At 68.0% G+C, this 25,986-nt stretch carries 18 protein-coding genes and 2 riboswitches; of the genes, 6 read left to right on the forward strand and 12 right to left on the reverse strand.

Annotated features, from left to right (window positions below; genetic code table 11):
- The first annotated feature begins 84 nt into the window (after positions 1–84).
- The 5 genes from K2W61_RS11755 (at position 85) to gcvP (ending at position 6,573) form a co-directional block, all read left to right on the forward strand.
- On the forward strand, positions 85–699 hold the full coding sequence (locus tag K2W61_RS11755) for a superoxide dismutase (protein WP_236755676.1): 615 nt from the start codon (positions 85–87) through the stop codon (positions 697–699).
- A 27-nt stretch (positions 700–726) separates the two neighbouring features.
- Positions 727–1,620 (forward strand): ZIP family metal transporter, encoded by an 894-nt coding sequence (locus K2W61_RS11760; protein ID WP_175134005.1) that lies wholly within the window; start codon positions 727–729, stop codon positions 1,618–1,620.
- Positions 1,621–1,700: 80 nt separating this feature from the next.
- A riboswitch (glycine riboswitch) is annotated at positions 1,701–1,795 on the forward strand.
- Positions 1,796–1,828: 33 nt separating this feature from the next.
- Positions 1,829–1,949, forward strand: a riboswitch (glycine riboswitch).
- Positions 1,950–2,029: 80 nt separating this feature from the next.
- On the forward strand, positions 2,030–3,130 hold the full coding sequence (gcvT, locus tag K2W61_RS11765) for a glycine cleavage system aminomethyltransferase GcvT (protein ID WP_175134006.1): 1,101 nt from the start codon (positions 2,030–2,032) through the stop codon (positions 3,128–3,130).
- Between the two features lie 99 nt (positions 3,131–3,229).
- Positions 3,230–3,607 (forward strand): glycine cleavage system protein GcvH, encoded by a 378-nt coding sequence (gene gcvH, locus K2W61_RS11770; RefSeq protein ID WP_006385867.1) that lies wholly within the window; start codon positions 3,230–3,232, stop codon positions 3,605–3,607.
- A 92-nt stretch (positions 3,608–3,699) separates the two neighbouring features.
- Complete coding sequence (gene gcvP, locus K2W61_RS11775; RefSeq protein WP_236755677.1) at positions 3,700–6,573, forward strand: aminomethyl-transferring glycine dehydrogenase; 2,874 nt, start codon at positions 3,700–3,702, stop codon at positions 6,571–6,573.
- A gap of 111 nt (positions 6,574–6,684) precedes the next feature.
- On the opposite strand, the gene K2W61_RS11780 is transcribed toward gcvP, so the two are convergent.
- From K2W61_RS11780 to aptA, 10 genes are all read right to left on the reverse strand, one after another.
- The gene (locus tag K2W61_RS11780) at positions 6,685–8,679 is read right to left on the reverse strand and encodes a DUF945 family protein (RefSeq protein ID WP_175140375.1); all 1,995 of its coding nucleotides are present in this window, start codon (positions 8,677–8,679) and stop codon (positions 6,685–6,687) included.
- A gap of 210 nt (positions 8,680–8,889) precedes the next feature.
- The gene (locus K2W61_RS11785; RefSeq protein ID WP_175134009.1) at positions 8,890–10,365 is read right to left on the reverse strand and encodes a M81 family metallopeptidase; all 1,476 of its coding nucleotides are present in this window, start codon (positions 10,363–10,365) and stop codon (positions 8,890–8,892) included.
- Between the two features lie 33 nt (positions 10,366–10,398).
- Positions 10,399–11,808, reverse strand: coding sequence for an amidase (locus K2W61_RS11790; protein ID WP_236755678.1), 1,410 nt, complete (start codon positions 11,806–11,808; stop codon positions 10,399–10,401).
- Between the two features lie 46 nt (positions 11,809–11,854).
- Positions 11,855–13,540: an ABC transporter ATP-binding protein gene (locus tag K2W61_RS11795; RefSeq protein WP_175134011.1), complete on the reverse strand. Its 1,686-nt coding sequence runs from the start codon at positions 13,538–13,540 to the stop codon at positions 11,855–11,857.
- A 5-nt stretch (positions 13,541–13,545) separates the two neighbouring features.
- Positions 13,546–14,451, reverse strand: a complete 906-nt coding sequence (locus K2W61_RS11800) for an ABC transporter permease (RefSeq protein ID WP_175134012.1) — start codon at positions 14,449–14,451, stop codon at positions 13,546–13,548.
- 9 nt (positions 14,452–14,460) lie between these two features.
- Positions 14,461–15,402 carry an ABC transporter permease gene (locus tag K2W61_RS11805; protein ID WP_175134013.1) on the reverse strand — a complete coding sequence of 314 codons (942 nt, stop codon included), beginning with the start codon at positions 15,400–15,402 and terminating at the stop codon, positions 14,461–14,463.
- A gap of 26 nt (positions 15,403–15,428) precedes the next feature.
- Positions 15,429–16,994 (reverse strand): ABC transporter substrate-binding protein, encoded by a 1,566-nt coding sequence (locus tag K2W61_RS11810; RefSeq protein WP_175134014.1) that lies wholly within the window; start codon positions 16,992–16,994, stop codon positions 15,429–15,431.
- An 82-nt stretch (positions 16,995–17,076) separates the two neighbouring features.
- A complete protein-coding gene (locus K2W61_RS11815) occupies positions 17,077–18,582 on the reverse strand; it encodes a M81 family metallopeptidase (protein ID WP_236755679.1) in 1,506 nt (501 codons plus the stop codon).
- 78 nt (positions 18,583–18,660) lie between these two features.
- The gene (locus K2W61_RS11820) at positions 18,661–20,157 is read right to left on the reverse strand and encodes a CoA-acylating methylmalonate-semialdehyde dehydrogenase (RefSeq protein WP_175134016.1); all 1,497 of its coding nucleotides are present in this window, start codon (positions 20,155–20,157) and stop codon (positions 18,661–18,663) included.
- Between the two features lie 92 nt (positions 20,158–20,249).
- A complete protein-coding gene (aptA, locus tag K2W61_RS11825; protein ID WP_236755681.1) occupies positions 20,250–21,575 on the reverse strand; it encodes an omega-aminotransferase AptA in 1,326 nt (441 codons plus the stop codon).
- A 169-nt stretch (positions 21,576–21,744) separates the two neighbouring features.
- On the opposite strand from aptA, the gene K2W61_RS11830 reads away from it, so the two are divergent.
- Positions 21,745–23,163, forward strand: coding sequence for an aminotransferase-like domain-containing protein (locus K2W61_RS11830; RefSeq protein ID WP_175134018.1), 1,419 nt, complete (start codon positions 21,745–21,747; stop codon positions 23,161–23,163).
- Positions 23,164–23,203: 40 nt separating this feature from the next.
- Here the strand turns inward: K2W61_RS11830 and K2W61_RS11835 are convergent, their stop codons facing one another.
- Both K2W61_RS11835 and K2W61_RS11840 read right to left on the reverse strand, forming a co-directional pair.
- Entirely contained in the window at positions 23,204–23,689 is a 486-nt protein-coding gene (locus K2W61_RS11835) for a dihydrofolate reductase (protein ID WP_175134019.1), read from the reverse strand.
- Between the two features lie 129 nt (positions 23,690–23,818).
- Entirely contained in the window at positions 23,819–25,882 is a 2,064-nt protein-coding gene (locus K2W61_RS11840) for a putative bifunctional diguanylate cyclase/phosphodiesterase (RefSeq protein WP_175134020.1), read from the reverse strand.
- Between the last annotated feature and the right edge of the window lie 104 nt (positions 25,883–25,986).

Here is a 25,986-nt window from a genome sequence, read left to right on the forward strand (position 1 = left end):
GTATTAAATAAAAATACCTATCATTTGTATTTCTAAAATTCAGACGTGCGCCAGCCCCGGCCGCGTCGCCCGACGGAGACCGCCTTGGCCTATACCTTGCCGCCCCTGCCTTACGCCTGCGATGCCCTCGAACCGCATATCGACGCGCTGACGATGGAGATCCACCACGGCAAGCATCACCAGGCCTACGTCAACAACCTGAATGCCGCGCTGGAGGGCGCCGGCATCGCCGCCGACGAGCCGGTCGACGCGCTGGTGGCGCGCATCGACCAACTGCCCGAGGCCATCCGCGGCGCGGTACGCAATAACGGGGGCGGCCACGCCAACCACAGCCTGTTCTGGTCGGTGATGTCGCCGCGCGGCGGTGGCGAGCCGGACGGCGCGCTGGCCCGCGCCATCGACACCGAACTGGGCGGCCTGGCCGCCTTCCGCAACGCCTTCACCCAGGCCGCGCTGACGCGCTTCGGCAGCGGCTGGGCCTGGCTGAGCGTGACGCCGGGCGGCAAGCTGGCGGTCGAGAGCAGCGCCAACCAGGACAGCCCGCTGATGCAGGGCAATACGCCGATCCTGGGGCTGGACGTGTGGGAACACGCTTACTACCTGAAGTACCAGAACCGTCGGCCGGAATACATCGGCGCCTTCTACAATGTGATCGATTGGCCCGAGGTGGCGCGCCGCTACGCCGCCGCCGTGGGCTGAGCCGGCATTGCGCGGAGGCAGCGGTCCATGAATACCTTCAGCCGTCATCGCATCCGGCCCGCGGCCACCAGCGTCAGTGTCTGGACGCTGGCGGTGCTGGTCGCCTGCCTGGGCCTGTATCAGATGTGGGTCTACTTCAACGGGCACGCGCCGCACGTGGCCGACGCGCTGCTGGGCGGCATGGTGGCCGCTGGCGCCACCGCGGCGGGTACGCTGCCGATCCTGTTCGCGCGCACCATTCCACAGAAAGTGCAGGACGGCATGTTCGGCTTCGGCGCCGGCGTGATGCTGGCGGCCAGCGCCTTCTCGCTGGTGGCGCCGGGCATCGCGGCGGCCGAATCGCAGGGCGCCGGCCCGTGGGGCGCGGGCCTGACGGTGGGCGCCGCCATCCTGTTGGGCGCGGCGGCGCTGCTGCTGATGGACCGGCTGCTGCCGCACGAACACTTCATCAAGGGCCGCGAGGGCATCGAAGCGCACCGCCTGCGCCGCACCTGGCTGTTCGTCTTCGCCATTACGCTGCACAACCTGCCCGAGGGGTTGGCCATTGGCGTCGGTTACGCCGGCAACGATCCGCTGCGCGGCACCGCGCTGGCCACCGGCATCGCGATCCAGGATATTCCCGAAGGGCTGGTGGTGGCGGTGGCGCTGATCGCGGCCGGCTACAAGCGCGCGTTCGCGGTGGCGCTGGGCATGCTGTCCGGGCTGGTCGAACCGGTCGGCGCGGTGCTGGGCGCGGCGGTGGTGGGCTGGTCGGCCGCCTTGTTGCCGTGGGGGCTGGGCTTTGCCGCCGGCGCCATGCTGTTCGTGATCAGCCACGAGATCATTCCCGAATCGCACCGCAAGGGGCACGAGGTCTACGCCACCTGCGGCCTGATGCTGGGCTTCGTGCTGATGATGCTGCTGGATACGGCGTTGGGCTGAAGCCCATGGCGGGCGGCGGCCGTCCGGTGGCCGCCGATCAACAACGCGGCGGCGTTTCGCGGTATGCTTTCGGCGCTGTCACGCATGTTGCGGGAGAGAGCGGCCGTTCACCCGGTCGCCGCCGAAGGCGCAATTCGCCCGGAATCGCTCAGGTATCCCATACCGCGCATGTTTGCCCTGTCCCGGTTTTCACCGCGTGGACGCGGCAAAGCAGCACTCTGGAGAGACCTGGCGCCGCAACCCATCAGGGCATCGCGCGCAGACCAGGCGCCGAAGGTGCAAACCCGCCACGCGGGGCAACTCTCAGGCAAAAGGACAGAGGGGCGGAAAATTCAGCCGTTGGGCGGGCATCTGTCCCCTGGCGGCATTCCGTAACCCTGGCCCCGCAGCCGCTCCGGAGTACCCGCGCATGTCCGCACCCCTCAAACGCACCCCGCTGGCCGACGAACACATCGCCGCCGGCGCCCGCATGGTCGATTTCGGCGGCTGGGATATGCCCCTGGCCTACGGCTCGCAACTGGAAGAGCACCACGCGGTGCGCCAGGATGCCGGCATGTTCGACGTCTCGCACATGCTCAACGCCGACATCGTCGGCCCCGATGCCTACGCCTTCCTGCAGCGGCTGGTGGCCAATGACGTGGCCAAGCTGACCGTGCCCGGCAAGGCGCTCTACACCTGCATGCTGAACCCGCAGGGCGGCGTTATCGACGACCTGATCGTGTATTTCTTCGCCGCCGACCAATGGCGCGTGGTGGTCAATGCCGGCACCGCCGACAAGGACATGGCCTGGATGCAGCGCGTCAAGCAGGCCGGCAAGTTCGACGTCACCATCACGCCGCGCCGCGACCTGGCCATGATCGCCGTGCAGGGCCCCAATGCCCGCGCCAAGGTCTGGGCCGCGCGTCCGGCCTGGCAGGCGGCCAGCGAGCCGCTGACCCCGTTCGTGGCCGCCCGCGTCGGCGACGACATCCTGGTGGCGCGCACCGGCTACACCGGCGAAGACGGCTTCGAAATCGTGTTGCCCGCCGCCGAGGCAGTGCAGTTGTGGCGCGACCTGGCGGCCCAGGGCGTGCGTCCGGCCGGCCTGGGCGCGCGCGACACGCTGCGCCTGGAAGCGGGCATGAACCTGTACGGCCAGGACATGGACGAACTGACCCAGCCGGGCGAAGCCGCGCTGACCTGGACGGTGTCGCTGAAGAACCCCGAGCGCCGCTTCATCGGCCGCGACGCGCTGGAACAATTCGCCACCCCGGCCGCCTTTGTCGGCCTGAAGCTGCAGGAGCGCGGCGTGATGCGCGCCCACATGGCGGTGCGCACCAAGCACGGCATGGGCGAGCTCACCAGCGGCACCATGTCGCCGACGCTTGGCGTGTCGATCGGTTTTGCCCGCCTGCCGCAAGGCGTGGCCGCCGGCGATACGGTCGAAGTCGACATCCGCGGCAAGTGGGTGCCCGCCCTGGTCTGCAAGCTGCCGTTTGTCCGTAACGGCAAAGCCGTCGAACACTCGTAAACTCGAAGCTTCGCGCTGGCGGCCGGCCCCCTGGGGCCGCGGCCGCGGGCGCGAGGCGCGCAACACTTTTTCTCCATCCGAATCCCCCCAGGAGCTCCCATGAGTCTGCCCACCGATCGCAAGTACACCGAGTCCCATGAATGGGTCAAAGCCGAAGGCGACGTGTTCGTCGTCGGCATCACCGATACCGCCCAGGACCAGCTGGGTGACCTGGTCTTCGTCGGCGACGTCAAGGTCGGCGCCAAGCTGAACGCGGGCGAGACCGCCGGCGTGGTCGAGTCGGTCAAGGCCGCTTCGGACATCTACGCGCCCGTGGCCGGCGAAATCGTCGCGTTCAACGACGAACTCGAAAGCAACCCCAACCTGATCAACGAATCGGCCTTCACCGCCTGGATCTTCAAGATCAAGCCGGTCAACGCCGCCGATGCCGACAAGCTGCTGGACGCGGCCGGCTACGAAGCCGTCGCCAACGGCTAAGCCCGTCGGGGCGGGCGCGGCGCTGGCGCCGCCGCCCGCCCATGCATCACCGTCCGTCCCTCCGACGACACCGCCATCCCGAGATCCCTCCCATGTCGCGCGCCCTAGACACCCACACCGACTTCATTCCCCGCCACATCGGCCCCTCCGACGCCGACCAGGCCGCCATGCTCGCCGCGATCGGCAGCCCCAGCCTGGACGCCCTGATCGAAGAAGTCGTGCCGCCCAAGATCCGCAGCCAGGCGCCGCTGGCGCTGCCGCCGTCGCGCAGCGAAGCCGACGTGCTGGCCGAACTGAAGCAGATCGCCGGCCGCAACAAGGTCTTCCGCAATTACATCGGCCAGGGGTACTACGGCACGCAGACGCCCAATGTGGTGTTGCGCAACATTCTCGAGAATCCCGCCTGGTACACGGCCTACACGCCGTACCAGCCCGAGATCTCGCAGGGCCGCCTGGAGGCCCTGCTGAACTACCAGACCATGGTCGCCGACCTGACCGGGCTGGACATCTCCAACGCCTCGCTGCTCGATGAAAGCACCGCCGCCGCCGAAGCCATGACGCTGGCGCGCCGCAGCGCCAAGTCGCAGAGCCCGGTGTTCTTCATCTCGCGCCACGTGCATCCGCAGACCATCGAAGTCGTGCGCACGCGCGCCGAGGGCCTGGGCATCGAGATCGCCGTCGGCGACGAGGCCGACGGCCTGCCGCAATGCTTCGGCGTGCTGCTGCAGTACCCGCACAGCACCGGCTCGGTGGCCGACTACCGCCAGCTGGCCGAGGCCGCCCACGCGCAAGGCGCGGTGGTGGCGGTGGCCACCGACCTGCTGGCGCTGGCGCTGCTGGCCGCGCCGGGCGAGTGGGGCGCGGACATCGCCATCGGCTCGGCCCAGCGCTTCGGCGTGCCGTTCGGTTTCGGCGGCCCGCATGCCGGCTTCATGGCCTGCAAGGACGCCTTCAAGCGCAACATGGCCGGCCGCCTGGTGGGCGTGTCCAAGGACGCCCAGGGCAACCCGGCGATGCGCCTGGCGCTGCAGACGCGCGAACAGCACATCCGCCGCGAGAAGGCCACCTCGAACATCTGCACCGCACAGGTGCTGCTGGCCGTGATGGCCGGCATGTACGCCGTCTGGCACGGCCCGGCCGGCATCCGCCGCATCGCCGAGCGCGTGCAGCGCTACACCGCGATCCTGCGCGCCGAACTCGTCAAGCTCGGCGTCAAGGTCGCCAACGACACCTTCTTCGATACGCTGCTGCTGGAAACCGGCCCGGCCACCCCGGCCATCATTACCGCCGCCGAGTGCGAGCACATCAACCTGCGCCGCATCGACGGCGCGCGCCTGGCCGTGTCGCTGGACGAGACCGTCACCGCCGCCGACCTGCAGGCGCTGGTGAATGTGTTCGCCGCCGGCCTGGAGCGCGATGACGTCGAGCTGGACGTCGACGCGCTCGACGCCCAGGCCGCCGGCGGCATCCCCGCCGCCGTGGCGCGCGAAAGCGCCATCCTGACGCATCCGGTGTTCTCCAGCGTGCAGTCGGAAACCGACATGCTGCGCTACCTGCGCAAGCTGGCCGACAAGGACCTGGCGCTGGACCGCACCATGATCCCGCTGGGCTCGTGCACCATGAAGCTGAACGCCACGGCCGAGATGATTCCCATCACCTGGCCGGAGTTCGCGCTGGTGCACCCGTTCGCGCCCGCCGCGCAGAGCAAGGGCTACGACGAACTGATCACGCGCCTGTCGGCCGCGCTGTGCGAAATCACCGGCTACGACAACATCAGCCTGCAGCCCAACTCGGGCGCGCAGGGCGAATACGCCGGCCTGCTGGCGATTCGTGGTTACCACCAGGCCAACGGCCAGCACCAGCGCAACATCTGCCTGATCCCGTCGTCGGCCCACGGCACCAACCCCGCGTCGGCGCAACTGGCCGGCATGGACGTGGTGGTGGTGGCGTCCGACGCCAACGGCAACGTCGACCTGACCGACCTGCGAGCCAAGATCGAACAGGTCGGCGACAAGCTGGCCGCGCTGATGATCACCTACCCGTCCACGCACGGCGTGTTCGAGGAAGCGGTAACGGAAATCTGCGACCTGGTGCACCAGGCCGGCGGTCAGGTCTACCTGGACGGCGCCAACATGAACGCCATGGTCGGCGTGGCCAAGCCGGGCAAGTTCGGCTCGGACGTGTCGCACCTGAACCTGCACAAGACCTTCTGCATCCCGCACGGCGGCGGCGGCCCCGGTGTCGGTCCGGTCGCGGTGCGCGCGCACCTGGCGCCGTACCTGCCGGGCGTGGTCAACGAGCAGGGCAAGCTGCCCGGCGAGGCCCGCGTCGGCCCGGTCTCGGCCGCGCCGTTCGGCTCGGCCGGCATCCTGCCGATCCCGTTCGTGTACATCGCGCTGATGGGCGCCGACGGCCTGCGCCGCGCCACCGAAGTCGCGATCCTGAACGCCAACTACATCGCCACCCGCCTGCGCGGCCACTACCCGGTGCTGTACGCGGGCCGCAACGGCCGCGTGGCGCACGAGTGCATCCTGGATGTGCGTCCGCTCAAGGAAACCAGCGGCATCAGCGCCGAGGATATCGCCAAGCGCCTGATGGACTACGGCTTCCATGCCCCGACCATGAGCTTCCCGGTGGCCGGCACGCTGATGGTCGAGCCGACCGAATCCGAGGGCGTGGCCGAGCTGGACCGCTTCATCGAGGCGATGATCTCGATCCGCGAGGAAATCGCCCAGATCGAGCGCGGCGAACGTGACCGCGAGGACAACGTCCTGAAGAACGCGCCGCACACCGCGCAGATGCTGCTGGCCGAGGAATGGCTGCACGACTACCCGCGCCAGCAGGCCGCCTACCCGGTGGCATCGCTGCGCGACGCCAAGTACTGGCCGCCGGTGGCGCGCGTGGACAACGCCTACGGCGATCGCAACCTGGTGTGCGCCTGCCTGCCGATCGAAGCCTACGCCTGATGCCGCATGAGGGCCCGTCCTCGTTGGGGGCGGGCCCTTGAGGCCGGCCTCGCGCCAGGCAAAAAAATACCCCCATCGCGAGATGGGGGTATTTGTTTTTGCGCGGCCGCCTTACTTCTTGGCCGGCGCTGCCGTGACGGTGTTGGCGAAGTCCTCGACGATGCTGAAGTAGGTGTTCAGCAGGATCTGCAGGTTCTTCTTGCCGATGCCGCCTTCGGCGTTCATGTCCATCTGCAGCACGGCCTGGTTCTTGTCGTCCAGGTAGGCGCGGGTCCAGCGGTATTCCTGGTTCCAGGCGTTGATGGCCTTGAGCGTGGCCGGCTTCTTGCTGGCGTAGGTGGCGGTGGCCACCAGGTCGTAGCACTTCTCGGAGAAGTCGTTGCACAGGAATTCCAGGCGCAGGTCGGTGGCGCCGGTGTTGGCCGCGTCCAGGATCAGGACCGGACCTTCGTCGCCTTCGATCTGGCGCGTGGCGTAGCCCATGTCTTCGAGCATGCGCACGACCATGTCGACATCGAACTGGTTCACGACATCGGCGTTGCTGGTCGCCGCCATGGCGTCGTCCATGACGCTGGCGTCGGCCGCCGGCCCCGCTTCGTGCTCATCGTCCATGCCTTCAGGCAGGTCTTCCTCGGACATGTCGTCGTGTATTCCGGCCGCGCCCAGCAGGCCCGAGAACATTTCCTCGGCGGGGATCTTCTTGCCGTTCAGGTCGCCCATGCCGTCGGCGAAGTGGAATTTGCCGACGATATTGTCGCCGTCGTTCTTGCCGACGTTGAGCATTTCGGCCATGCCGGACATGTTGCGCACGTTGTCGGCGGCTTCGGCCTCGGCCTTGTCGGCGCTCAAGCCGTTTTTCTTGATGGCGTATTGCACCATCAGATCCTGCACCATGGGCTTGGAGATCACCAGGGTGGCGTCGATCTGCTTGATCGCCTTGATCGCGATTTCCTGCGGCGTGAGGTTCTTGACGTCGGGCGGGTTGGCCAGGTCCAGCCTGAAGTTCAGCTTGCTTTCGCCCTTGGCGGTCTTCCAGCTGATCGGGTCGATGCTGAACGACGGATTGCCGGCCAGGATCTTGCCGGCATTGTCCAGCAGCACCTGGATCTGTTCGTCCTTCAGGCCCTCGTCCTGGGTGTCGGCCATGTACTGGCTGATGAGCTGGTTGTAGGTGTCCGACAGTTGCTTGACCGCGGCGCCGTCCAGGCTGGACAGCTTGATCACGGCCTGGCCATTGCCCAGCGCCACGTCATTGACGGTCAGGTCACCGGTCTGGTAGACGGCTTGGATGTTGATGTTCTTGTCGTCTTCGGCGAGCTTGACGGTGTAGCCGAAGTTGTCGAGCACGACCTTGACGTCGGTGTCCGGCTTGATGACTTCGGCGCGCTGGATCTTGATGCCCGAGTCGCCGACCGACAGGCCGAACTTGCCCATGCGGCTGTCCACGTCCATCGACAGGCCCGACAGCACCATCTTGATGGGGTCGTGGCTCTTGGTGCCGTCCACGGCCAGCGTGTCGGTTTTGGCGCTGGCGGTGATGGCCTGCAGGCCGCGGTCGAAGGTGCCGGTGATTTCCATGCCGCTGAAATCGACCGAGTTGCCGTCATGGTCCACCTTCACCGGCGCGATGCGCGTGGTCGAGGCGGAGTGGCCGCCAAAGCTGACCATGGCGTCGGAGACCAGCGGCGTGACATCCTTGGTCAGTTCGAACACCGGTTTGACGTTGTCGGTCTTGGCCAGCTCGGCATGGACGAAGGCCAGCTTGGGGGCGATGGCGCCGCGCGCCAGGGCGCTCTTGGGGAACGGGCCGTGTTCGATGCGGGTATCGAATTCGATCATGCCGGCGGGCATGTCGTTGGGGGATTTGTCGTTCTTGACGAACGACAGGCCATAGCGCGCCTGGGTCGAGAACAGGCCGCGCTCATACTGGAGCTGGTCGATGCGCAGGCCGAACAGGGGCGTGATCCGGGCCAGCTTCTCATTGGCTTCGGCCAGGCGACGCTGGGTGCTTTCCTCGATACGTTTGCCGGTGTACCACGTGGCGCCCACCCAGCTTCCCGCTCCCACTATGACCACCGCGAGGGTGATTGCTACGCTCTTCTTCATCGTTTTGCTTTGTCGTTGATTGTCGAGTCTTGCCCGAGCGGCGCGACGCCATTGCTTGGCGTGGGCGGCCCGGACGCGTTCATCGGCCTGTCAGGACCCGCGGCGAGTATACCGAGGCGGAATGGTGTCTTGCGGTGCGTGCGGTTACTGAAGATTTCAAAATGAAAGCCGGCGCCCTCGGGCGCCGGCCAGATTGTCGACAAACCGCCCTTAAAGCGGATCGAGCGGGTAGATCGGCCGCCGCACGTGCTTGAAGTCGAGCTGGCCGTAGTCGGAGGTGGTGACGCCGACGCCGGTGCATTCAATGATCTCGGTGGCCATGGCCGAGAAGCCGGCGCGCCAATGGATGCGGCTCTTGAGCACCACGTAGCGCTTTTGCAGCGGATCGATGCCGGCCGACAGCAGGCAATTGATATCGAACGGCTCCTGGTGCCGCGATACCACCACGATCTCGACCCGGCCGGTGTCGATCACCACGGTCAGGCCGGTATCGTTGCGCACGCCGCGGTACATGGGGCCGCGGTTCAGGTAGACGCCGTCGAACACCAGCTTGACCCGGCCGGTCACGGTCAGCGGCTCGCCGGGCCGGTTGATGGCCGGCATGTCGACCTTGCCGCCCAGCGGCAGGGTGATGGTGCTGCCGACGCCGGCCGTGGCGGCCTCGCGCGCCGCCTGCGGGTCGCAGATGGCGTAGAACACCACGTTGTCCAGTTCCTGGCGCAGCACTTCGGCCAGTACCGCCGTGGTGTCCATGGTGCCGCCGGAGCCGGTGTTGTCGTAGTGATCCAGCAGCACCACCGGCCCTTGTTCGATGGCCTTGGCGCGGGCGATGGTGGGCGCCAGCGGTTCGGCGTGGAATACCCACTTGGCGCGGTCGGTCCAGGCGCGGTCCAGCAGCTCGTCTCGGTATTGTTCGGCCTGCGCCAGGTTGGCGTCGGTACAGACCACGGCGCTCAGGCCGGCCTCGCGGATGTCGGCATGCGGAAAGCCGACGAACACCGAGGCCGCCAGCACGCCCTCGGCTTCCAACTGGCGGCAGCGCTCCTGCAGCGACTTGTTGGGGTCGGCATGGGTGCCCTGGCACATGACGTGCGGCAGCATGGGCTTGCTGGCCCAGGTCATTACCGGCTTGATCTCGCCCTTGAGCGTGCGCACGATGACGTTGGCCGCGCGCACGCCGGCCTCGCGGATGTCCACGTGCGGGTAGGTATGGAAGCCGCTGATGACGGTGGCGTTGTCGACGATGTCGGCGTAGATGTTGGCGTGCATGTCCAGCGTCACCGCCACCGGGGTCGTGGCGTCGATCGCGCGCAGGCGGCGCAGCAGGTCGCCCTCGGCGTCTTCCACGCCCTCGGCCACCATGGCGCCGTGCAGGTCCAGCAGGATGGCGTCGTAGCCGCCCTTGCGGACCTCGTCCAGCACCAATTGGCACAGCCGTTCGTGGGTTTCGGCGCTGGCCGGGCCGCTGGGCCAGGATTCGGCCGCCACCGGCACCACGATCTCGGCGCCGACGCGGCGCGCCACGTCGATATAACCGCCCAGGCCGCTGTCGGTGTTCTCGTAGGCCCGGATGGCGCGCTCGCCCGCCAGGATTTCAGGGTTGCCGCGGAAAAAGCGCGCGAGCGGGGTCGGCACGGGCGAAAAGGTATTCGTCTCGTGTTTGATCATTGCCAGAAGCCAACGCATGGAAATTCCTGTGGGTTGCCAAAGGGGAAAGGATCAGGCGGCCTGGGGCGGCTGCGGCCAGGGATGCTGCGCCGGGCGCATGCGCTCCCAGGCGCGGGCCAGGCGCAGCACGCCGAGGTCGTCGAAGCGGGCGCCGGCGATCTGCAGGCCGATCGGCAGGCCGGCCCGGGTGTAGCCGCAATTGACCGAGGCGGCCGGCTGCTCGCTCATGTTGTAGGGCAGCGTGTAGCCGATGTGGTGCATGGTGGTGGCGACGTCGTTGGTGGGCGCTGGCCACTCGGCGTTGTAGGCCACTACCGGCGCCACGGGCGACAGCACGTAGTCGTAGGGTGCGGTGGCGGCGACTGTCCTGGCGCGCACGTTGAGGGTTTCGTAGTAGCTGCGGAACACGTCCTCGCCCGACTGGCCACCGCCGCTTTCGGCCCAGGCGCGGATGAACGGCAGGATCCGGGCGCGGCGTTCTTCCGGCAGGGCGCCCAGGTCGAGCGCCGAGCGGGTGCGCCAGAAGCGGTCGACCCCTTCCAGCATCCCCGGCGTCATCCAGGGGGGCAGCGGCGTGACGATGGCGCCAGCCGCCTCGAAGAGGCGCGCCGCCGCTTCAACGGCGCCGCGGATCTCCGGGTCCAGCGGCAGGCCGCAGCCGGCGTCCAGCTGCAGGCCGATGCGCAGGCCGCGCACGTCGATGTTCAGGTTGAGCCAGTCGAAGTCCTGGAACGGCAGGCTCATGTGGTCGCGCGCGTCGGGCTGCGACAGCACGCCCATCATGAGCGCGGCGTCGGCGACGTCGCGCGTCATGGGGCCGGCGCAGCGGCCCATGAAGGGCGGGTCGATCGGGATGCGGCCCAGGCTGGGCTTGAGCGTGGCGATGCCGCACCAGGCGGCCGGCAGGCGCACCGAGCCGCCGATATCGGTGCCGATGTGCAGCGGGCCGTAGCCCGCCGCCGCGGCCGCGCCGGCGCCGGCGCTGGAGCCGCCGGGGTTCTTGGACAGGTCCCAGGGGTTGCGCGTCAGCGCATGGAAGCTCGACAGGCCGGACGACAGCATGCCGTAGTCGGGCATGGTGGTCTTGCCCAGCACCACGGCGCCGGCCTCGCGCATGCGCGCCGCCGGCGGGGCGTCGGCCGTGGCCGGCGTCAGGTCGGTGGCGGCGGTGCCCAGCGGCACCGGCACGCCGCGCGTGGCGATGTTTTCCTTGATGGTGGCGGGCACGCCGTCCAGCGAGTAACCGCCGCAGGCCAGCGGCTCGCCTTTCATCCAGCGCGCCTCGGAGGCGCGGGCCGAGGCCAGCGCCTGGTCGGGATCGAGCGCATAGGTGGCGTGGATGTGCGGCTCCCAGCGCGCGATGTGATCGAGCACCGAGCGCGTCGCCTCGACCGGCGACAGGGTCTTGTTGCGATAGGCGGCCAGCAGTTCCTGGGCCGAGAGTTCATGCGGTTGCGACATGGCGGATTCCAATTGCGGGGGATGCCTGGGTGTTACGTGGGCGCTCTCAGGCGGCGGGGGCTGCCAGTCCGGCCGCCACGGGCCGGAAATTGCGGAAGTCCCAGTCGCGCCCGGGCGCCGCGTCGATCAGGGCGCGGGTGTATTCGTGGCGGGGGTCGGTCAGCACGGCCTGCGCGGCGCCGGTCTCGACGACCTTGCCGCGCTGCATGACCATGATGGTGTCGCAGATCTGCGCGGCCACGCGCAGGTCATGCGTGATGAACAGCACGCCCACCCCGGTGCGCTCGCGCACCTGTTCGAGCAATTCCAGCACCTGCGCCTGCACCGACACGTCCAGCGCCGACACGGCTTCGTCGGCCACCAGGATCTCCGGGTCCATCACCAGCGCGCGGGCGATGCAGATACGCTGGCGCTGGCCGCCCGAGAACTGGTGCGGGTAGCGCCGCATGGCGTCGGGACTCAGGCCGACCACGGACAGTGTCTCGCCGGCGCGGCGCTCCGCCTGGTCGCGCGGCACGCCGAAATTGAGCAGGCCTTCGATGATGGACTCGCCCACGGTGCGGCGCGGGTTGAGCGAGCGGTACGGGTCCTGGAACACGATCTGGATGCGGCGGCGCACCGGACGCAGGGCCGCGCCGGACAGGGTGCTGAGGTCCTCGCCGCCCATCATCATGTGCCCGGCGGTGGGTTCGATCAGGCGCACGATGCAGCGCGCCACGGTCGACTTGCCCGAACCGGATTCGCCGACGATGCCCAGGATCTCGCCCTTGCGCAGCGTCAGGTTGACGTCGGCCGCGGCGATCACGTTCTGCGGCGCGCGGCGCGAGAACAGCGAACCCTTGCCGCCGTAGGTGCGGCCCAGGCCCTTGACGTGCAGCACCGGCTGGCCGGCGGGCGCCTCGCGGTGCGACGGCACCAGGCTGGGCACCGATGACACCAGGCGCCGCGTGTACGACTGCTTGGGCTCGGCCAGGATCTCGTTGCGCGTGCCGCTTTCGATCAGGTCGCCGCGGTTCATCACCACGATGCGGTCGGCGATCTCGGCCACCACGCCGAAATCGTGCGTGATGAACAGCACGGCGGTCTGGTGCTTGAGCTGCAGTTCCTTGATCAGCAGCAGGATCTGCTTTTGCGTGGTGACGTCCAGCGCCGTGGTCGGCTCGTCGGCGATCAGCAGCTTGGGTTCCAGGATCAGCGCCATGGCGATCACGATGCGCTGGCGCTGGCCGCCCGAGAGCTGGTGCGGATAGGCGTCGTAGATACGTTCGACATCGGGCAGGTGCACCGAGCGGAACATCTCCAGCACCTTGGCGCGGCGTTCGGCGGCCGACATGCGGCGATGCAGCCGCAGCACTTCGTCGACCTGCTTGCCGACGGTGTGCACGGGATTGAGCGCGGTCATGGGTTCCTGGAACACCATTGCCATGCGGGTGGCGCGCAATTCGCGCAGGCGGCGCGGCGTGGCATTGGCCACCTCCTCGCCTTCGACGCGGATCGACCCCGCGCTGATGCGCAGCACGCCCGGCGGCAACAGGCCCATGACGGCCAGCGAGGTGACCGACTTGCCCGAGCCGGACTCGCCGACCACGCACACGGTTTCGCCGGCGTTCACATCCAGGCTCAGGTTGCGCACCACGCGGTTGCCGGCGCCGCCAACCTCCACCGACAGGTTGCGGATGGCCAGCACGGCGGACGAGGCATCGCCCGCGGGGGGAGTGGGAGAATAAGTCATCGGCATCAGATCCTGCGCACCATTTTCGGGTCGAGGGCGTCGCGCAGCGCGTCGCCCAGGATGTTCACGCTGAGCACGGTCAGCGACAGGAACAGGCCCGGGAACAGGATCAGGCCGGGCAGCATGCGGAAGTACATGCGGCCTTCGGACATGATGTTGCCCCACGAGGCGATCTCGGGCGGGATGCCCGCGCCCAGGAAACTCAGGATGGCCTCGGTCAGCATGGCCGAGGCGAACACATAGGTGCCCTGCACGGTCAGCGGCGCGATGGTGCTGGGCACCATGTGGCGCCACAGCAGCAGCGGCAGTGGCGTGCCGAGGGCCAGGGCGGCCTCGACGTAGGGTTCGCCGCGCACGCTCAGGATCTGGCCGCGCACCAGACGCACCACCCGCGGCACCTCGGGAATGGTGATGGCCACCAGCACCGTCGTCAGGCTGGCGCCGGTGACGGAGACCAGCGCGATCGCCAGCAGGATGCCGGGGATCGCCATGATGGCGTCCATGGTGCGCATGATGAGGCCGTCGAGCGAGCGGAACCAGCCGGCGATGACGCCGACCACCAGCCCGATGGTGACGCTGACGACCGCCGCGCCCAGGCCCGCGATCAGCGACGTCTGGGCGCCATAGGCCACGCGCGACCAGACGTCGCGGCCGAAGGCGTCGGTGCCGAACAGGTACTCGGTGAACGGCTGCTTCAGGCGCGCGCCGGGATTGAGCAGAGTCGGGTCGACCGTGCCCAGGTACGGCGCGAACAGGGCCATGCCGATGATGGCGACCAGCACCACCAGGGCCAGCATGACCGGCCAGCTCTTGAGGCCGTGGCGGATCTGGCGCCAGGCGGTGACGTGGGGCGTGCCGCCGCCGGGAAGGTCGGCGGCCGCTTGCGCGGCGGCGTCGGTTGGCGTTTGCATGGCGTGGCCTCAGTATCGGATACGGGGGTCGAACACCGTGTAGGCGCAATCGACAACCAGATTGATGAAGACGTAGACGAAGGCGAAGAACAGCGTCAGGCCCTGGATGACGGGATAGTCGCGCGCCAGCACGGCTTCCACCACCAGCCGGCCCACGCCGGGGATGTTGAACACCGACTCGGTCACCACCACGCCGCTGATCAGCAGCGCGATGCCCAGGCCCACCACCGTGGCGATGGGCACGGCGGCATTGCGCAACGCATGGCCGAGCAGCACGCCGGTCTCGGTAAGCCCCTTGGAGCGCGCGGTGCGGATGAAGTCTTCGCCCATCACCTCGATGACGCTGGTGCGCGTGATGCGGGCGATCAGCGCGATGTAGACCGTGGACAGCGCCAGCGACGGCAGGATCAGCCGGTGCAGGAACAGCCAGAAGCCGTTGGCCAGCGGCGTGTAGCCCTGCACGTTGAACCAGCCCAGCTTGATGGCGAAGGCCCAGATCAGCAGGTAGCCGGTGACGAACACCGGCACCGAGAAGCCCAGCACGGAAAAGCCCATGACGGCGCGATCGAGCAGCCGGCCCTGGCGCCAGGCCGCCAGCACGCCCAGCGGAATCGCCACGATCAGCGTGAAAACCAGCGTCAGCAGCGCCAGGCTCAGCGACGGTTCGAGGCGCTGGCCGATGAGCTGGGTGACCGGCACGCCGGACATCAGCGAAGTGCCCAGGTCGCCCTGCAGCAGCTTGCCGCCCCATATGAAGAACTGCTTGACCACCGGCTGGTCCAGGCCCATCGTCTGGCGGATCTGCTCGATCCGTTCGGGCGTGGCGCCGTCGCCCGCCATGATGATGGCCGGATCACCCGGGCTCAGACGCAATATCGCAAAGACCACCACCGCGACCATCACCAGAACGGGGATGGTCGCGAGGAGCCGGCGTGAGACGAATGCCAGCATGCATTTCCCCCTGAACTACTTGCCCGTCAAGGGGCTTTTTTCACATTCCAGAACGCGAACACCGGCGCGTGCACCAGGCCCGAGAGCTTGGTCGAGTAGACGGTGGGCACGGACATCTGGCCCAGCGGCACGTACAGGCCTTCATCGATGCCGATGCGCTGCAATTCATCGGCGATCTTCTTCTGCTCGGCCGGGTCGGAGGTCAGCGCGAACTTGGTGCGCAGTTCCTCGACTTGCGGGAAGTCGGGCCAGCCGAACCAGGCGTTGTCGCCGTTGGCCGCGGCCGGGGCCGAGCGCACCGGGTCCATCACGTCGGTGGCGTACCAGTTGGTGTTGTGGATGTTCCAGCCGCCTTCGGCCGGCGCCGCCTTGGAGGCGCGGCGGGTGGCCACGCTCTGCCAGTCCATCGCCGCCAGGTTGACGTTGAAGCCGGCCTTGCGCAGCGCCTGGGCCATCACCACCGGCTGGGCCGACAGCGTGCCGACGTCGGTGGCATGCATCATCAGGATCGGGGTGTTGTCGTAGCCGGCTTCCTTGAGCAGGGCCTTGGCCTTCTCGATGTTCGAGGGCACCACGATGTCCTTGCCGATGTCCGACTCCAGCGGCGTGCCGCAACCCCACAGCGAGGCGCAGGTCTTCCAGTACTTGGGATTGCCCACCAGCGCCTTCATCACGTCTTCCTGGCCGATGGCGTACATCGCGGCTTGGCGGATCTTCTTGTTGTTGAAGGGCGGGTACTTGAAGTTGAAGCGGTACATCGTGAAGTAACCGACCGGACTGAGCGATTCTTCCTTCAGGTCCTTGTTGCCCTCGACCATCGGCAGCAGGTCGTAGGGGAACTGCTCGACGAAGTCGATTTCACCGCCGAGCAGGGCGTTGGCGGTGGTCAGGGCGTCGGGCATCACGTCCCATTCGACCTTGTCCACGTTGACCACCTTGCCGCCGGCCAGGCCACTGGCCGGTTCCTTGCGTGGCACGTAGTCGGTGTTTTTGACGTAGACGGTCTTCACGCCCGGCTTGAATTCGGCAACCTTGAACGGGCCCGAGCCGGTCATGTCGGTGATCGGCTTGCCGACAGGCTGTTCGGCGATGCGCTTGGGCATCATGAACGGCGCGGTGCCGGTGGGCTTGGACAGGGCGCGCAGCGCCAGGTCCGTGGGTTCTTTCATGACGATGCGGAAGCTCTTGTCGTCGATGACTTCGATCTTGTCGGTGAATTTCAGCAGGGTGCGGCCCATGCCGTCGCCCGCCGCCCAGCGCTTGATCGACGCGACGCAGTCCTCGGCCGTGACCGGCTTGCCGTCGTGCCATTTCTGGCCCGGGCGCAGGGTCATGGTGTAGGTCTTGCCGTCGGCCGAGACATCCCATTTTTCCAGCATCTGCGGCTGGATCTTGTTGTCGGCGTCAGTGGCCAGCAAGGTGTCGTAGATCATGTAGCCGTGCCACGTCGTGATGTACGCGGTGGTGGCGTGCGGATCGGTCAGGCGCAGCGGCGAATGCATCACCGCCTTGATGACGGTTTCGGCGTAGGCGCCATGCGCCATCAGCAGGGTGGCGCCGGCGAATGCGGCCGCGCGGACGAACTTGAGCATGAAATTCCCCTTTTATGCGGAGTGAGCGGCGTGTCTGCCGCTACGTCGTTGACACGCCGCGCCAAGGAGCGGCGTGCGAGGGTCAGTCGGCTGCGGCACCGGCGAAGACCGGGCCGCAAGGCGCCATTCTGATGCCGGGAGGCAAGCGTGTCCATGGTTGTTTTGCCGCATCCATCAGCATCGAGCCCGGCGCGGCGCAAACCAGGATCGTGTGGGCGATCGGTGTGAAGTCGGCACGGAAATGCGCCGAGCTTTTCACCGCCAGGATGGCCGCGCGGCGCGGCTCGATGCCGGCGAAACGGAACATCTCCTGGTCGGCCATCTGCACCTTGTTGGAGGCCACCACGATGCGCACGCCGCCGATGCGCAGACAGGCGCTGGGGCCCAGGTCCATGTGGAAGCCGCGGTAGAACGCGCCGTGCGTGTCGAAGCGCCCATCCGAAGTTTTCTCCACGATGAACTCTGCGTCTAGCGGTTCGTCGTCGGGAATACCCGAGTGTCCACCCAATGCAATGCGGACCGATTTACCCACGCCGGCGCGGTGCGCGGCCAGCGCCGCTTCCGGATCGACGATCAGGCCGATGGCGGCGTCGCGCACCTGGTGGCGGATCAGCGCGCGCAGCAGGCCGGTGGTGTCGGAACTGCCGCCGGCGCCAGGGTTGTCCTGCGCGTCGGCGATGATCACGGGCGCATTGGCCTCGCGCGCCAGGCGCAGGGCGGTGGTGATCGCATCATCCGGTGTGTAGAGCGTGCCACCGAAATCACGCTCGGCATCGAGCACGGCGCGCGCCAGCGTGTCGGCGGCCGCGTCGGCGTCGGCCTGGGTCGCGCCGTAGGCCCAGACCGCGGGCAGGCAATCGGGAAAATCCGCCGCCGGGAAACCGGTGGCCAGCGACACGCTGTGGGCGCCGCGCGCCTCGATGTCGCCCACCATCTGGTAGAGCGAGCGCGCCGGTTCGATGTCGGTCGATTGCCAGCACAACGGGATCAGGAAGGGCAGCTGCCGCAGCGCCACGCAGGGACGCGGCGCGCCGGCCAGGCGCCGCGCCAGCAGCGCGGCGGCGCGCTGGCCGGTTTCGGCCATGTCGATGTGCGGATAGGTGCGATAGCAGACCAGCGCGTCGGCATGGCGCACCATCGCCGGCGTCATGTTGGCGTGCAGGTCGAGGCTGGCCACTACCGGCACGTCGGGGCCGACCAGGTCGCGTACGCGTTTGAGCAGTTCGCCTTCGCCGTCGTCCAGGTGCTCGGTGACCATGGCGCCGTGCAGGTCGAGATAGACGCCGTCCAGCGGCATGGCCGCTTGCAGGCCGTGCAGGATCAGCGCGCTGATGCGTTCGAACGCATCCTCGGTGACCGGGCCGGACGGGCTGGCCGCGGCCCAGGTGGACGGCAGCAGCGTGTGCTGTTGCATGGCCTCGATGAAGCCGGCCACCGGAATGTTGGCGCCGGCCACGGCCGGGAACAGCGCCGGGCCGCTGACCAGCTTCGGCCAGCCGCCGCCCTTGTCGGCGAAGTCTTCCCAGGCCGCGCGCGAGGGCGCGAAGGTATTCGTTTCATGCTGAAAGCCGCCGATCCCGATGCGCATCAGGATTCCCCTTATTGTGTGTCTTTCGGCAAAACCCCGGCCGCTTTGCGGCTCGGGGCGGTGAGAGCGTCTACATGATTACTTGGCCACCGGCATGGTGAATTCCGCACCCTTTGCGATGCTGTCCGGCCAGCGCTGCATCACGCTCTTGTAGCGTGAGTAGAAGCGGATGCCTTCCTCGCCGTAGGCGTGGTGGTCGCCGAACAGCGAGCGCTTCCAGCCGCCGAACGAGTGCCAGGCCATCGGCACCGGGATCGGCACGTTGATGCCGACCATGCCGACCTTGATCTGGCGGGCGAAGGCGCGCGCCACGCCGCCATCGGAGGTGAAGCAGGCCACGCCGTTGCCGAACTCGTGCGCGTTGATCAGTTCGACCGCGGCGGCGAAGTCGGGCACGCGCACCACGCACAGCACCGGTCCGAAGATCTCTTCGCGGTAGATGTTCATCGTGGGCTTGACCTGGTCGAACAACGTGCCGCCCAGGAAGAAGCCCTTCTCGGCGCCCGGCACCTGCAGGCCGCGGCCGTCGACCACCAGTTCGGCGCCGGCGGCGATGCCATCCTCGATATAGCCGATGACCTTGTTGCGGTGCTGCGCGGTGACCAGCGGGCCCATCTCGGCATCGCCCTGCATGCCATCCTTGACCACCAGGGCCTTGACGCGCGGCGTCAGGCGTTCGATCACCTTGTCGGCCACGTCGCCCACCGCCACGGCCACCGAGATCGCCATGCAGCGCTCGCCGGCCGAGCCATAGGCCGCGCCCATCAGCGCGTCGGTGACCTGGTCGAGGTCGGCGTCGGGCATCACCACCAGGTGGTTCTTGGCGCCGCCCAGGGCCTGCACGCGCTTGCCGCGACGGGTGCCTTCGGCATAGATGTATTCGGCGATCGGAGTCGAGCCGACGAAGGACAGGGCCTCGACGTCGGGGTGTGCGATCAGCGCGTCCACGGCCTGCTTGTCGCCGTGCACGACGTTGAACACGCCCGGCGGCAGGCCGGCCTCGGTCAGCAGCTCGGCCAGGCGCAGCGAGGCCGAGGGATCGCGTTCGGACGGCTTGAGCACGAAGGTATTGCCGCAGGCGATGGCCACCGGGAACATCCAGCACGGCACCATCATCGGGAAGTTGAACGGCGTGATGCCGGCCACCACGCCCAGCGCCTGGCGCATGCTCCAGTTGTCGATGCCGCCGCCGATCTGGTCGGAATACTGGCCCTTGAGCAGTTGCGGAATGCCGCAGGCGAATTCGACGATCTCGATGCCGCGCATCACTTCGCCCTTGGCGTCCGAGAACACCTTGCCGTGCTCGCGGGTGATCAGCTCGGCCAGTTCGTCCTGATGCTGGTCCAGCAGCGCCTTGAAGTTGAACAGCACGCGGGCGCGCTTGAGCGCCGGGGTTTCCGACCAGGCGGGAAAGGCGGCCTTGGCCGCCGCCACCGCCAGCGCGACTTCATCGGGCGAGGCCAGCGGCACCGAGGAGATGATCTCGCCGGTGGCCGGATTGAAGCCGTCGGCGTAGCGGCTGCTGCGGCCGTCGTAGGGCTGGCCGTTGATGTAGTGGGAGAGGTTCTTCTTCATGGGTAAAGCCCGGTTCTTTGAAAATGCCGGAGGGCGACCCGGGGCCGCCCGCCGTTGTGTGCGATGCGCGGCGTCTGGCGCCGCGCCGGAGGTTACGCGACTTCCTTGAGCACCTTGCCGATCTGCTCGAAGATCTGGCCGATCTGCGCTTCTTCGATGATCAGCGGGGGCGAGACGGCGATGATGTCGCCGGTGTAGCGCACCATCAGGCCGCTGTCGAAGCATTTCTGGAACACTTCGGCGGCGCGCGCGCCCGGCGCGCCGGCGCGCGGCGCCAACTCGACGCCGGCCACCAGGCCCAGGTTGCGCACGTCGATCACATGCGGCGCGCCCTTCAGGCTGTGGGCGGCCTGTTCGAAGGCGCCGGACAGCTTGCGGGCGCGGGCGAACAGGTCTTCGCGGCGGTAGATGTCGAGCGTGGCCAGGATGGCGGCGGCCGCCAGCGGGTGGGCCGAATAGGTGTAGCCGTGGAAGAACTCGATGCCGCCGGCCGGGCCATTGACGATGGCGTCATGCACTTCGCGGCGCACCGCCACGGCGCCCGCCGGCACGGCGGCGTTGCTGACGCCCTTGGCCATGGCGATCAGGTCCGGCGTGACGCCGAAGAATTCCGACGCGGTGGCCGCGCCCAGGCGGCCGTAGGCGGTGATGACTTCGTCGAAGATCAGCAGGATGCCGTGCTTGGAAGTGATCTCGCGCAGCTTTTCCAGGTAGCCCTTGGGCGGGATCAGCACGCCGGTGGAGCCGGCCATGGGCTCGACGATGACCGCGGCGATGGTCGAGGCGTCGTGCAGCGCGATGATGCGTTCGAGTTCGTCGGCCAGATGCGCGCCCCAGGCCGGCTGACCCTTGGAATAGGCGTTCTGTTCCAGGTTGTGCGTATGGGGCAGGTGGTCCACGGCGGGCAGCAGCGCGCCGGAGAAGGTCTTGCGGTTGGTCGAGATGCCGCCCACCGAGATGCCGCCGAACCCCACGCCGTGGTAGCCGCGCTCGCGGCCGATCAGGCGGGTGCGCTGGCCGTCGCCGCGGGCGCGGTGATAGGCCAGGGCGATCTTCAGGGCGGTGTCGACCGATTCCGACCCCGAGTTGGTGAAGAACACGCGGTCCAGGCCCTGCGGCATGAAGCTGGCGACGGCGGTGGCCGCTTCGAATGCCAGCGGGTGGCCGAGCTGGAAGCCGGGCGCGTAGTCCATGATGCCGGCCTGGCGCGAGATCGCCTCGACGATCTCCTGGCGGCCGTGGCCGGCGTTGACGCACCACAGCCCGGCCGTGCCGTCCAGCACCTGGCGGCCGTCGGCCGAGGTGTAATACATGCCCTTGGCCGACGCCAGCATGCGCGGGTGCGCCTTGAATTGCTTGTTGGCGGTGAAAGGCATCCACAGATGGGACAGGTCGGGCAACTCGGCAGGGGCGTTCATGGTGGCTCCAGGGCAGGGACAAGCGCCGGGCCTGCGCCAAGTGGGGCGGGCAGCCGGCGGGATGCGATTGATTCTGGTCCGTCCTGGGGCGAATGAAAATATACAATCCGCGCAAACCGGGCTAACTGTATAGTTGCAGGCATGACAACTGTACAGATAACGTAGCGTCGTGATCGACTTCCAGCCTGTGCGCGCCCGTGGCCAGGCGCCGACCCTGGTGGACCAGGTGGTGGCGGCCGTGCTGCGCGCCATCGAGGCGCAATTGCTGCGTCCGGGTATGTCCCTACCTTCGGTGCGCGAGTTTGCCCGCCAGCACCAGGTCAGCACCTTCACCGTGGCCAGCGCCTACAGCCGGCTGGTGTCGCTGGGCTGGCTGGCGGCGCGGCCGGGCGCCGGCTACCGGGTGGCCTCGCCCGATGCGCCGGCACGCCGTGGCGAGCCGCAGTCGTGGGAGCCGCCGCGCCTGAATGCGGCCTGGCTGCTGTCGGACATCTTCGCGGACCATTCCATCCCCATCAAATCGGGCTGCGGCTGGTTGCCGGGCGAATGGCTCAATGAAGAGGGGCTGCACATGGCGCTGCGCCACATGGGCCGGGTGCCGGCCATGCGCATTGCCAACTACGGCCATCCCTATGGGTACGCGCCGCTGCGCGAAACCATCGCCGCCACGCTCGGCGCGCAGGGGATGGAGGTCGAGGTGTCGCAGGTGCTGCTGACCCAGGGCGTGACGCACGGGCTCGACATGGTGATCCGCACCTTGCTGCGGCCGGGCGACACCGTGCTGGTCGAGCAGCCGGCCTATGCCAACCTGCTGCAGATGCTGCGGCTGGCCGGCTTGCGGGTGGTGCCGGTGCCGCGCACCCTGGACGGCCTCGATTGCGAGGCGCTGGAGCAGGCCGCCTCGCAGCACCGGCCGCGCGCGCTGTTCGTCAACACCGCCCTGCAGAACCCGTCCGGCGCCAGCATCAGCATGGCCAATGCCTTCCGCATCCTGCAACTGGCCGAACGCCATGGTCTCTGGGTGATCGAGGACGATATCTCGCGCGAACTGGCGCCGGGCGTGACGCCCATGCTGGCGGCGCTGGATGGCGGCCGCCGGGTGGTCTATCTGGGCGGCTATTCCAAGGTCATCAGCCCGTCGGTGCGGGTCGGCTACGTGGTGGCGCACCGCGACCTGGTGCGCGACATCGCACGCACCAAGATGGCGGTGGGGCTGACCTCGCCGGAGATCATGGAGCGCATCGTGCACCAGGTCATCCGCGAGGGCCGCTATCGTGCCCACATCGAACGCACCCGCGAACGGCTGGCCCAGGCCCACGCGTCGGTGGCGGAGCTGATGGCGCAGCATGGTTTCGAGATCTATGCGCGGCCCCGGGCCGGCCTGTTCCTGTGGGCCAAGGTGGCCGGCCAGTGGCGCGAGCGCGGCGCCAACGGCCTGGCCGGATTGGCGCTCAAGGATGGTATCTGGCTGGCGCCGGGCTCGTATTTCGAGGCCGATGAGGCCGATACGCCGTGGGTGCGCTTCAACGTGGCGTATTCGGAAGCGCCGGCCCTGTGGCGCTTCATGCGCAACGCGGGCGCGGTCTGATCTTCCGGACCGGCTGGGCCGCCGGTAGCGGGCGCCGCTATCAGGCGCGCTCGTACGTCACGAAGTCGTAGCGGTAGCCGTTTTCCGCGGGCTGCGCCGCGCGCGCGGTTTCGCGCCACTGGAAGCCGGGCAGCAGCGGGAAGAAGGCATCGCCCTCGACCTCGGCATGGACCTCGGTGGCCAGGACGCGGCTGGCCAGCGGCAGGGCCTGCGCATAGATCTGCGCGCCGCCGATGACGAAGGCCTCAGCGCTGTCGCCACAGGCGGCGACGGCGGCCTCCAGCGTAGCCACCACGGTGGCGCCGGCGGCCTCGAAAGCGGGGTTGCGGCTGATGACGATATTGGCGCGGCCGGGCAGGGGACGGCCGAGCGACTCCCAGGTCTTGCGGCCCATGATGATCGGATGCCCCAGCGTGCTGCGTTTGAAATGCGCCAGGTCGCCCGGCAGTTTCCAGGGCAGGGCGTTGTCGCGGCCGATGGCGCGATTGGTGGAATAGGCGACGATCAGGATCAGGCGGGCGGACATGCGGTCGGGGAGGGTCTGGAAAAAAGGGCCGGCATTGCCGGCGGGAAGACCCCAAGCGTAGCAAATTTGACCGGCCGGGCCGGCCCGCGTCGTCGCGCCGGCCGGGGGGGCACAGCGGCAGGGGCCGGCTCAGCCGCTGGCGTGCTCCAGGAATTCGTCGGCCGGCATCGGCTTGCCCAGCAGGAAGCCCTGCAGCGAATCGCAGCCCAGGCCGGTCAGGAATTTCTGCTGCGCGGTGGTTTCCACCCCCTCGGCCACGATGCGCAGGTTCAACTGCTGCGCCAGCGCGACGATGGCCGAGACGATGGCGGCGTCCTCGTTGTCATTGTCCAGCTGGTTGACGAAACCGCGGTCGATTTTCAGTTCGGTGGCCGGCAGGCGCTTCAGGTACAACAGGCTGGAGTAGCCGGTGCCAAAATCATCGATCGAGATAGTCACGCCCAGCCCCGACAGGCGCTTGAGCACGGTCAGGCTGGCCTCGGCATCGCGCATGGCGGTCGACTCGGTCACTTCCAGCGTCAGGCAGGACGGCGGCACGTCGTGGCGCGCGAGCGCGCCGCGCACGGTTTCGACCAGGCTGGAATGGGCGAATTGCAGCGCCGAGATGTTGACGGCGATGGTCCAGTGTCCCTGTCCGGCGTTGATCCATGCGCGCATCTGGCGGCAGGCCTCGTTGATGACCCAGTCGCCGATCGACAGGATCAGCCCGGTCTTTTCCGCTGTCGGGATGAACTGGTCCGGGCCCACCAGGCCGCGGGTGGGATGGTTCCAGCGCAGCAGCGCCTCGGCGCCGATGATGGGGCCGGCCGGCGCTTCGTATTTGGGCTGGTAGTGCAGCACGAACTGACCCAGTTCCTGCGCCAGGCGCAAGTCATGCAGCAGTTCGATCTGCTCGTGGGCGTCGGCGTTCATCGACGGCTCGAAGAAGCTGTAGCCAGTGCCGCCCAGGCGCTTGGCATGGTACATCGCGGCGTCGGCATTGGTCAGCAGGGCGTGGGTGTCCTCGCCGTCGTTGGGATAGATGGCAATGCCGACGCTGGAGGTCACCAGCACTTCGTGTCCGTACACCATCACCGGCCGCGCGATCGCCTCGATCAGGCGGTCCGCCACATTGGCGGCGTCGGTGGGTTCGGCCACTTCGCTGAGCACGATGAACTCATCGCCGCCGAGGCGGGCCACCGTGTCCTGCGTGCGCAGGGTCTGGCGGATGCGCTGGGCCAGGTCGATCAGCAGGGCATCGCCGGTATGGTGGCCATAAGCGTCGTTGACCGCCTTGAACCCGTCCAGGTCGAAGAACAGCACGGCGAAATAGCCCTTGCGGCGACTGGCGCTTTCGATCGCCTGTTCCAGCCGGTCTTCCAGCAGGATGCGATTGGGCAGCTTGGTCAGCGTGTCGTGCAGCGCCAACTGCACCAGTTCTTCGTTGGCTTCGGCCAGCGATGAGGCGAGCGCCGAGGTCCGGGCCTCCAGGCGGTTGTCCAGCACCGCCACCACCAGGGCGATGGCCAGCACGCTGAGCGTCACGGCGGTCACGGCAATGGCCAGCCAGCCGGCCGAGATGCCCGTGTTCGCCGCCGTGCAGAGGCTGCCCGCCGGGAAGCCCGCGGCCTCCATGCCGGTGTAATGCATGCCGACGATGGCAAGCCCCATGACCCCCGCCGCCAGCGGCCGCGACAGGGCCACGCGCGGACCGTCCTGGCGCAGGCGGTAGGTGATCCACAGCGCCGCGCCCGACGCCGCCACCGCGATCACGATGGACAGGATGAACCAGGCCGGATCGTAGACGATGCCGGGCATCATGCGCATGGCGGCCATGCCGATATAGTGCATGGCGGCGATGCCCGCTCCCATCAGCAGGGCGCCACTGACCAGGCGGGGCCAGGGCAGTTCGTCCTTGCAGACGACCCACAGCGCGAATGCGGAACAGCCTATGGCGATGGCCAGCGACAGTACCGTCAGGGGCAGGTCGTAGCCCATCGGGATCGGCAGGCTGAACGCCAGCATGCCGACGAAATGCATGGACCAGATGCCGATCCCCATGGCCAGCGCGCCGCCCGCCAGCCAGTAGCGCGCCGCCGGCAGCCCGCTCGCCGCCCGCACGCGATTGGCCATACCCAGCGCCGTGTATGACGCCAGGATGGCGACCCCTAGGGATACGAGGACGAGCGAAGGGTTATATGTTCCAACGAGCATTTTTGGAGTCCTGTCCTGAGCGCATACAGCCGCCGCGCCGGCCTCAATTCAAATCAATTAGTAGTCAACGGTTGCAACTTGGCCGCACGGGCATTCTGCTGTCG

It is taken from the genome of Achromobacter pulmonis, assembly GCF_021733725.1.
In the GTDB taxonomy this organism is placed as follows: Bacteria; Pseudomonadota; Gammaproteobacteria; order Burkholderiales; family Burkholderiaceae_B; genus Achromobacter; species Achromobacter pulmonis.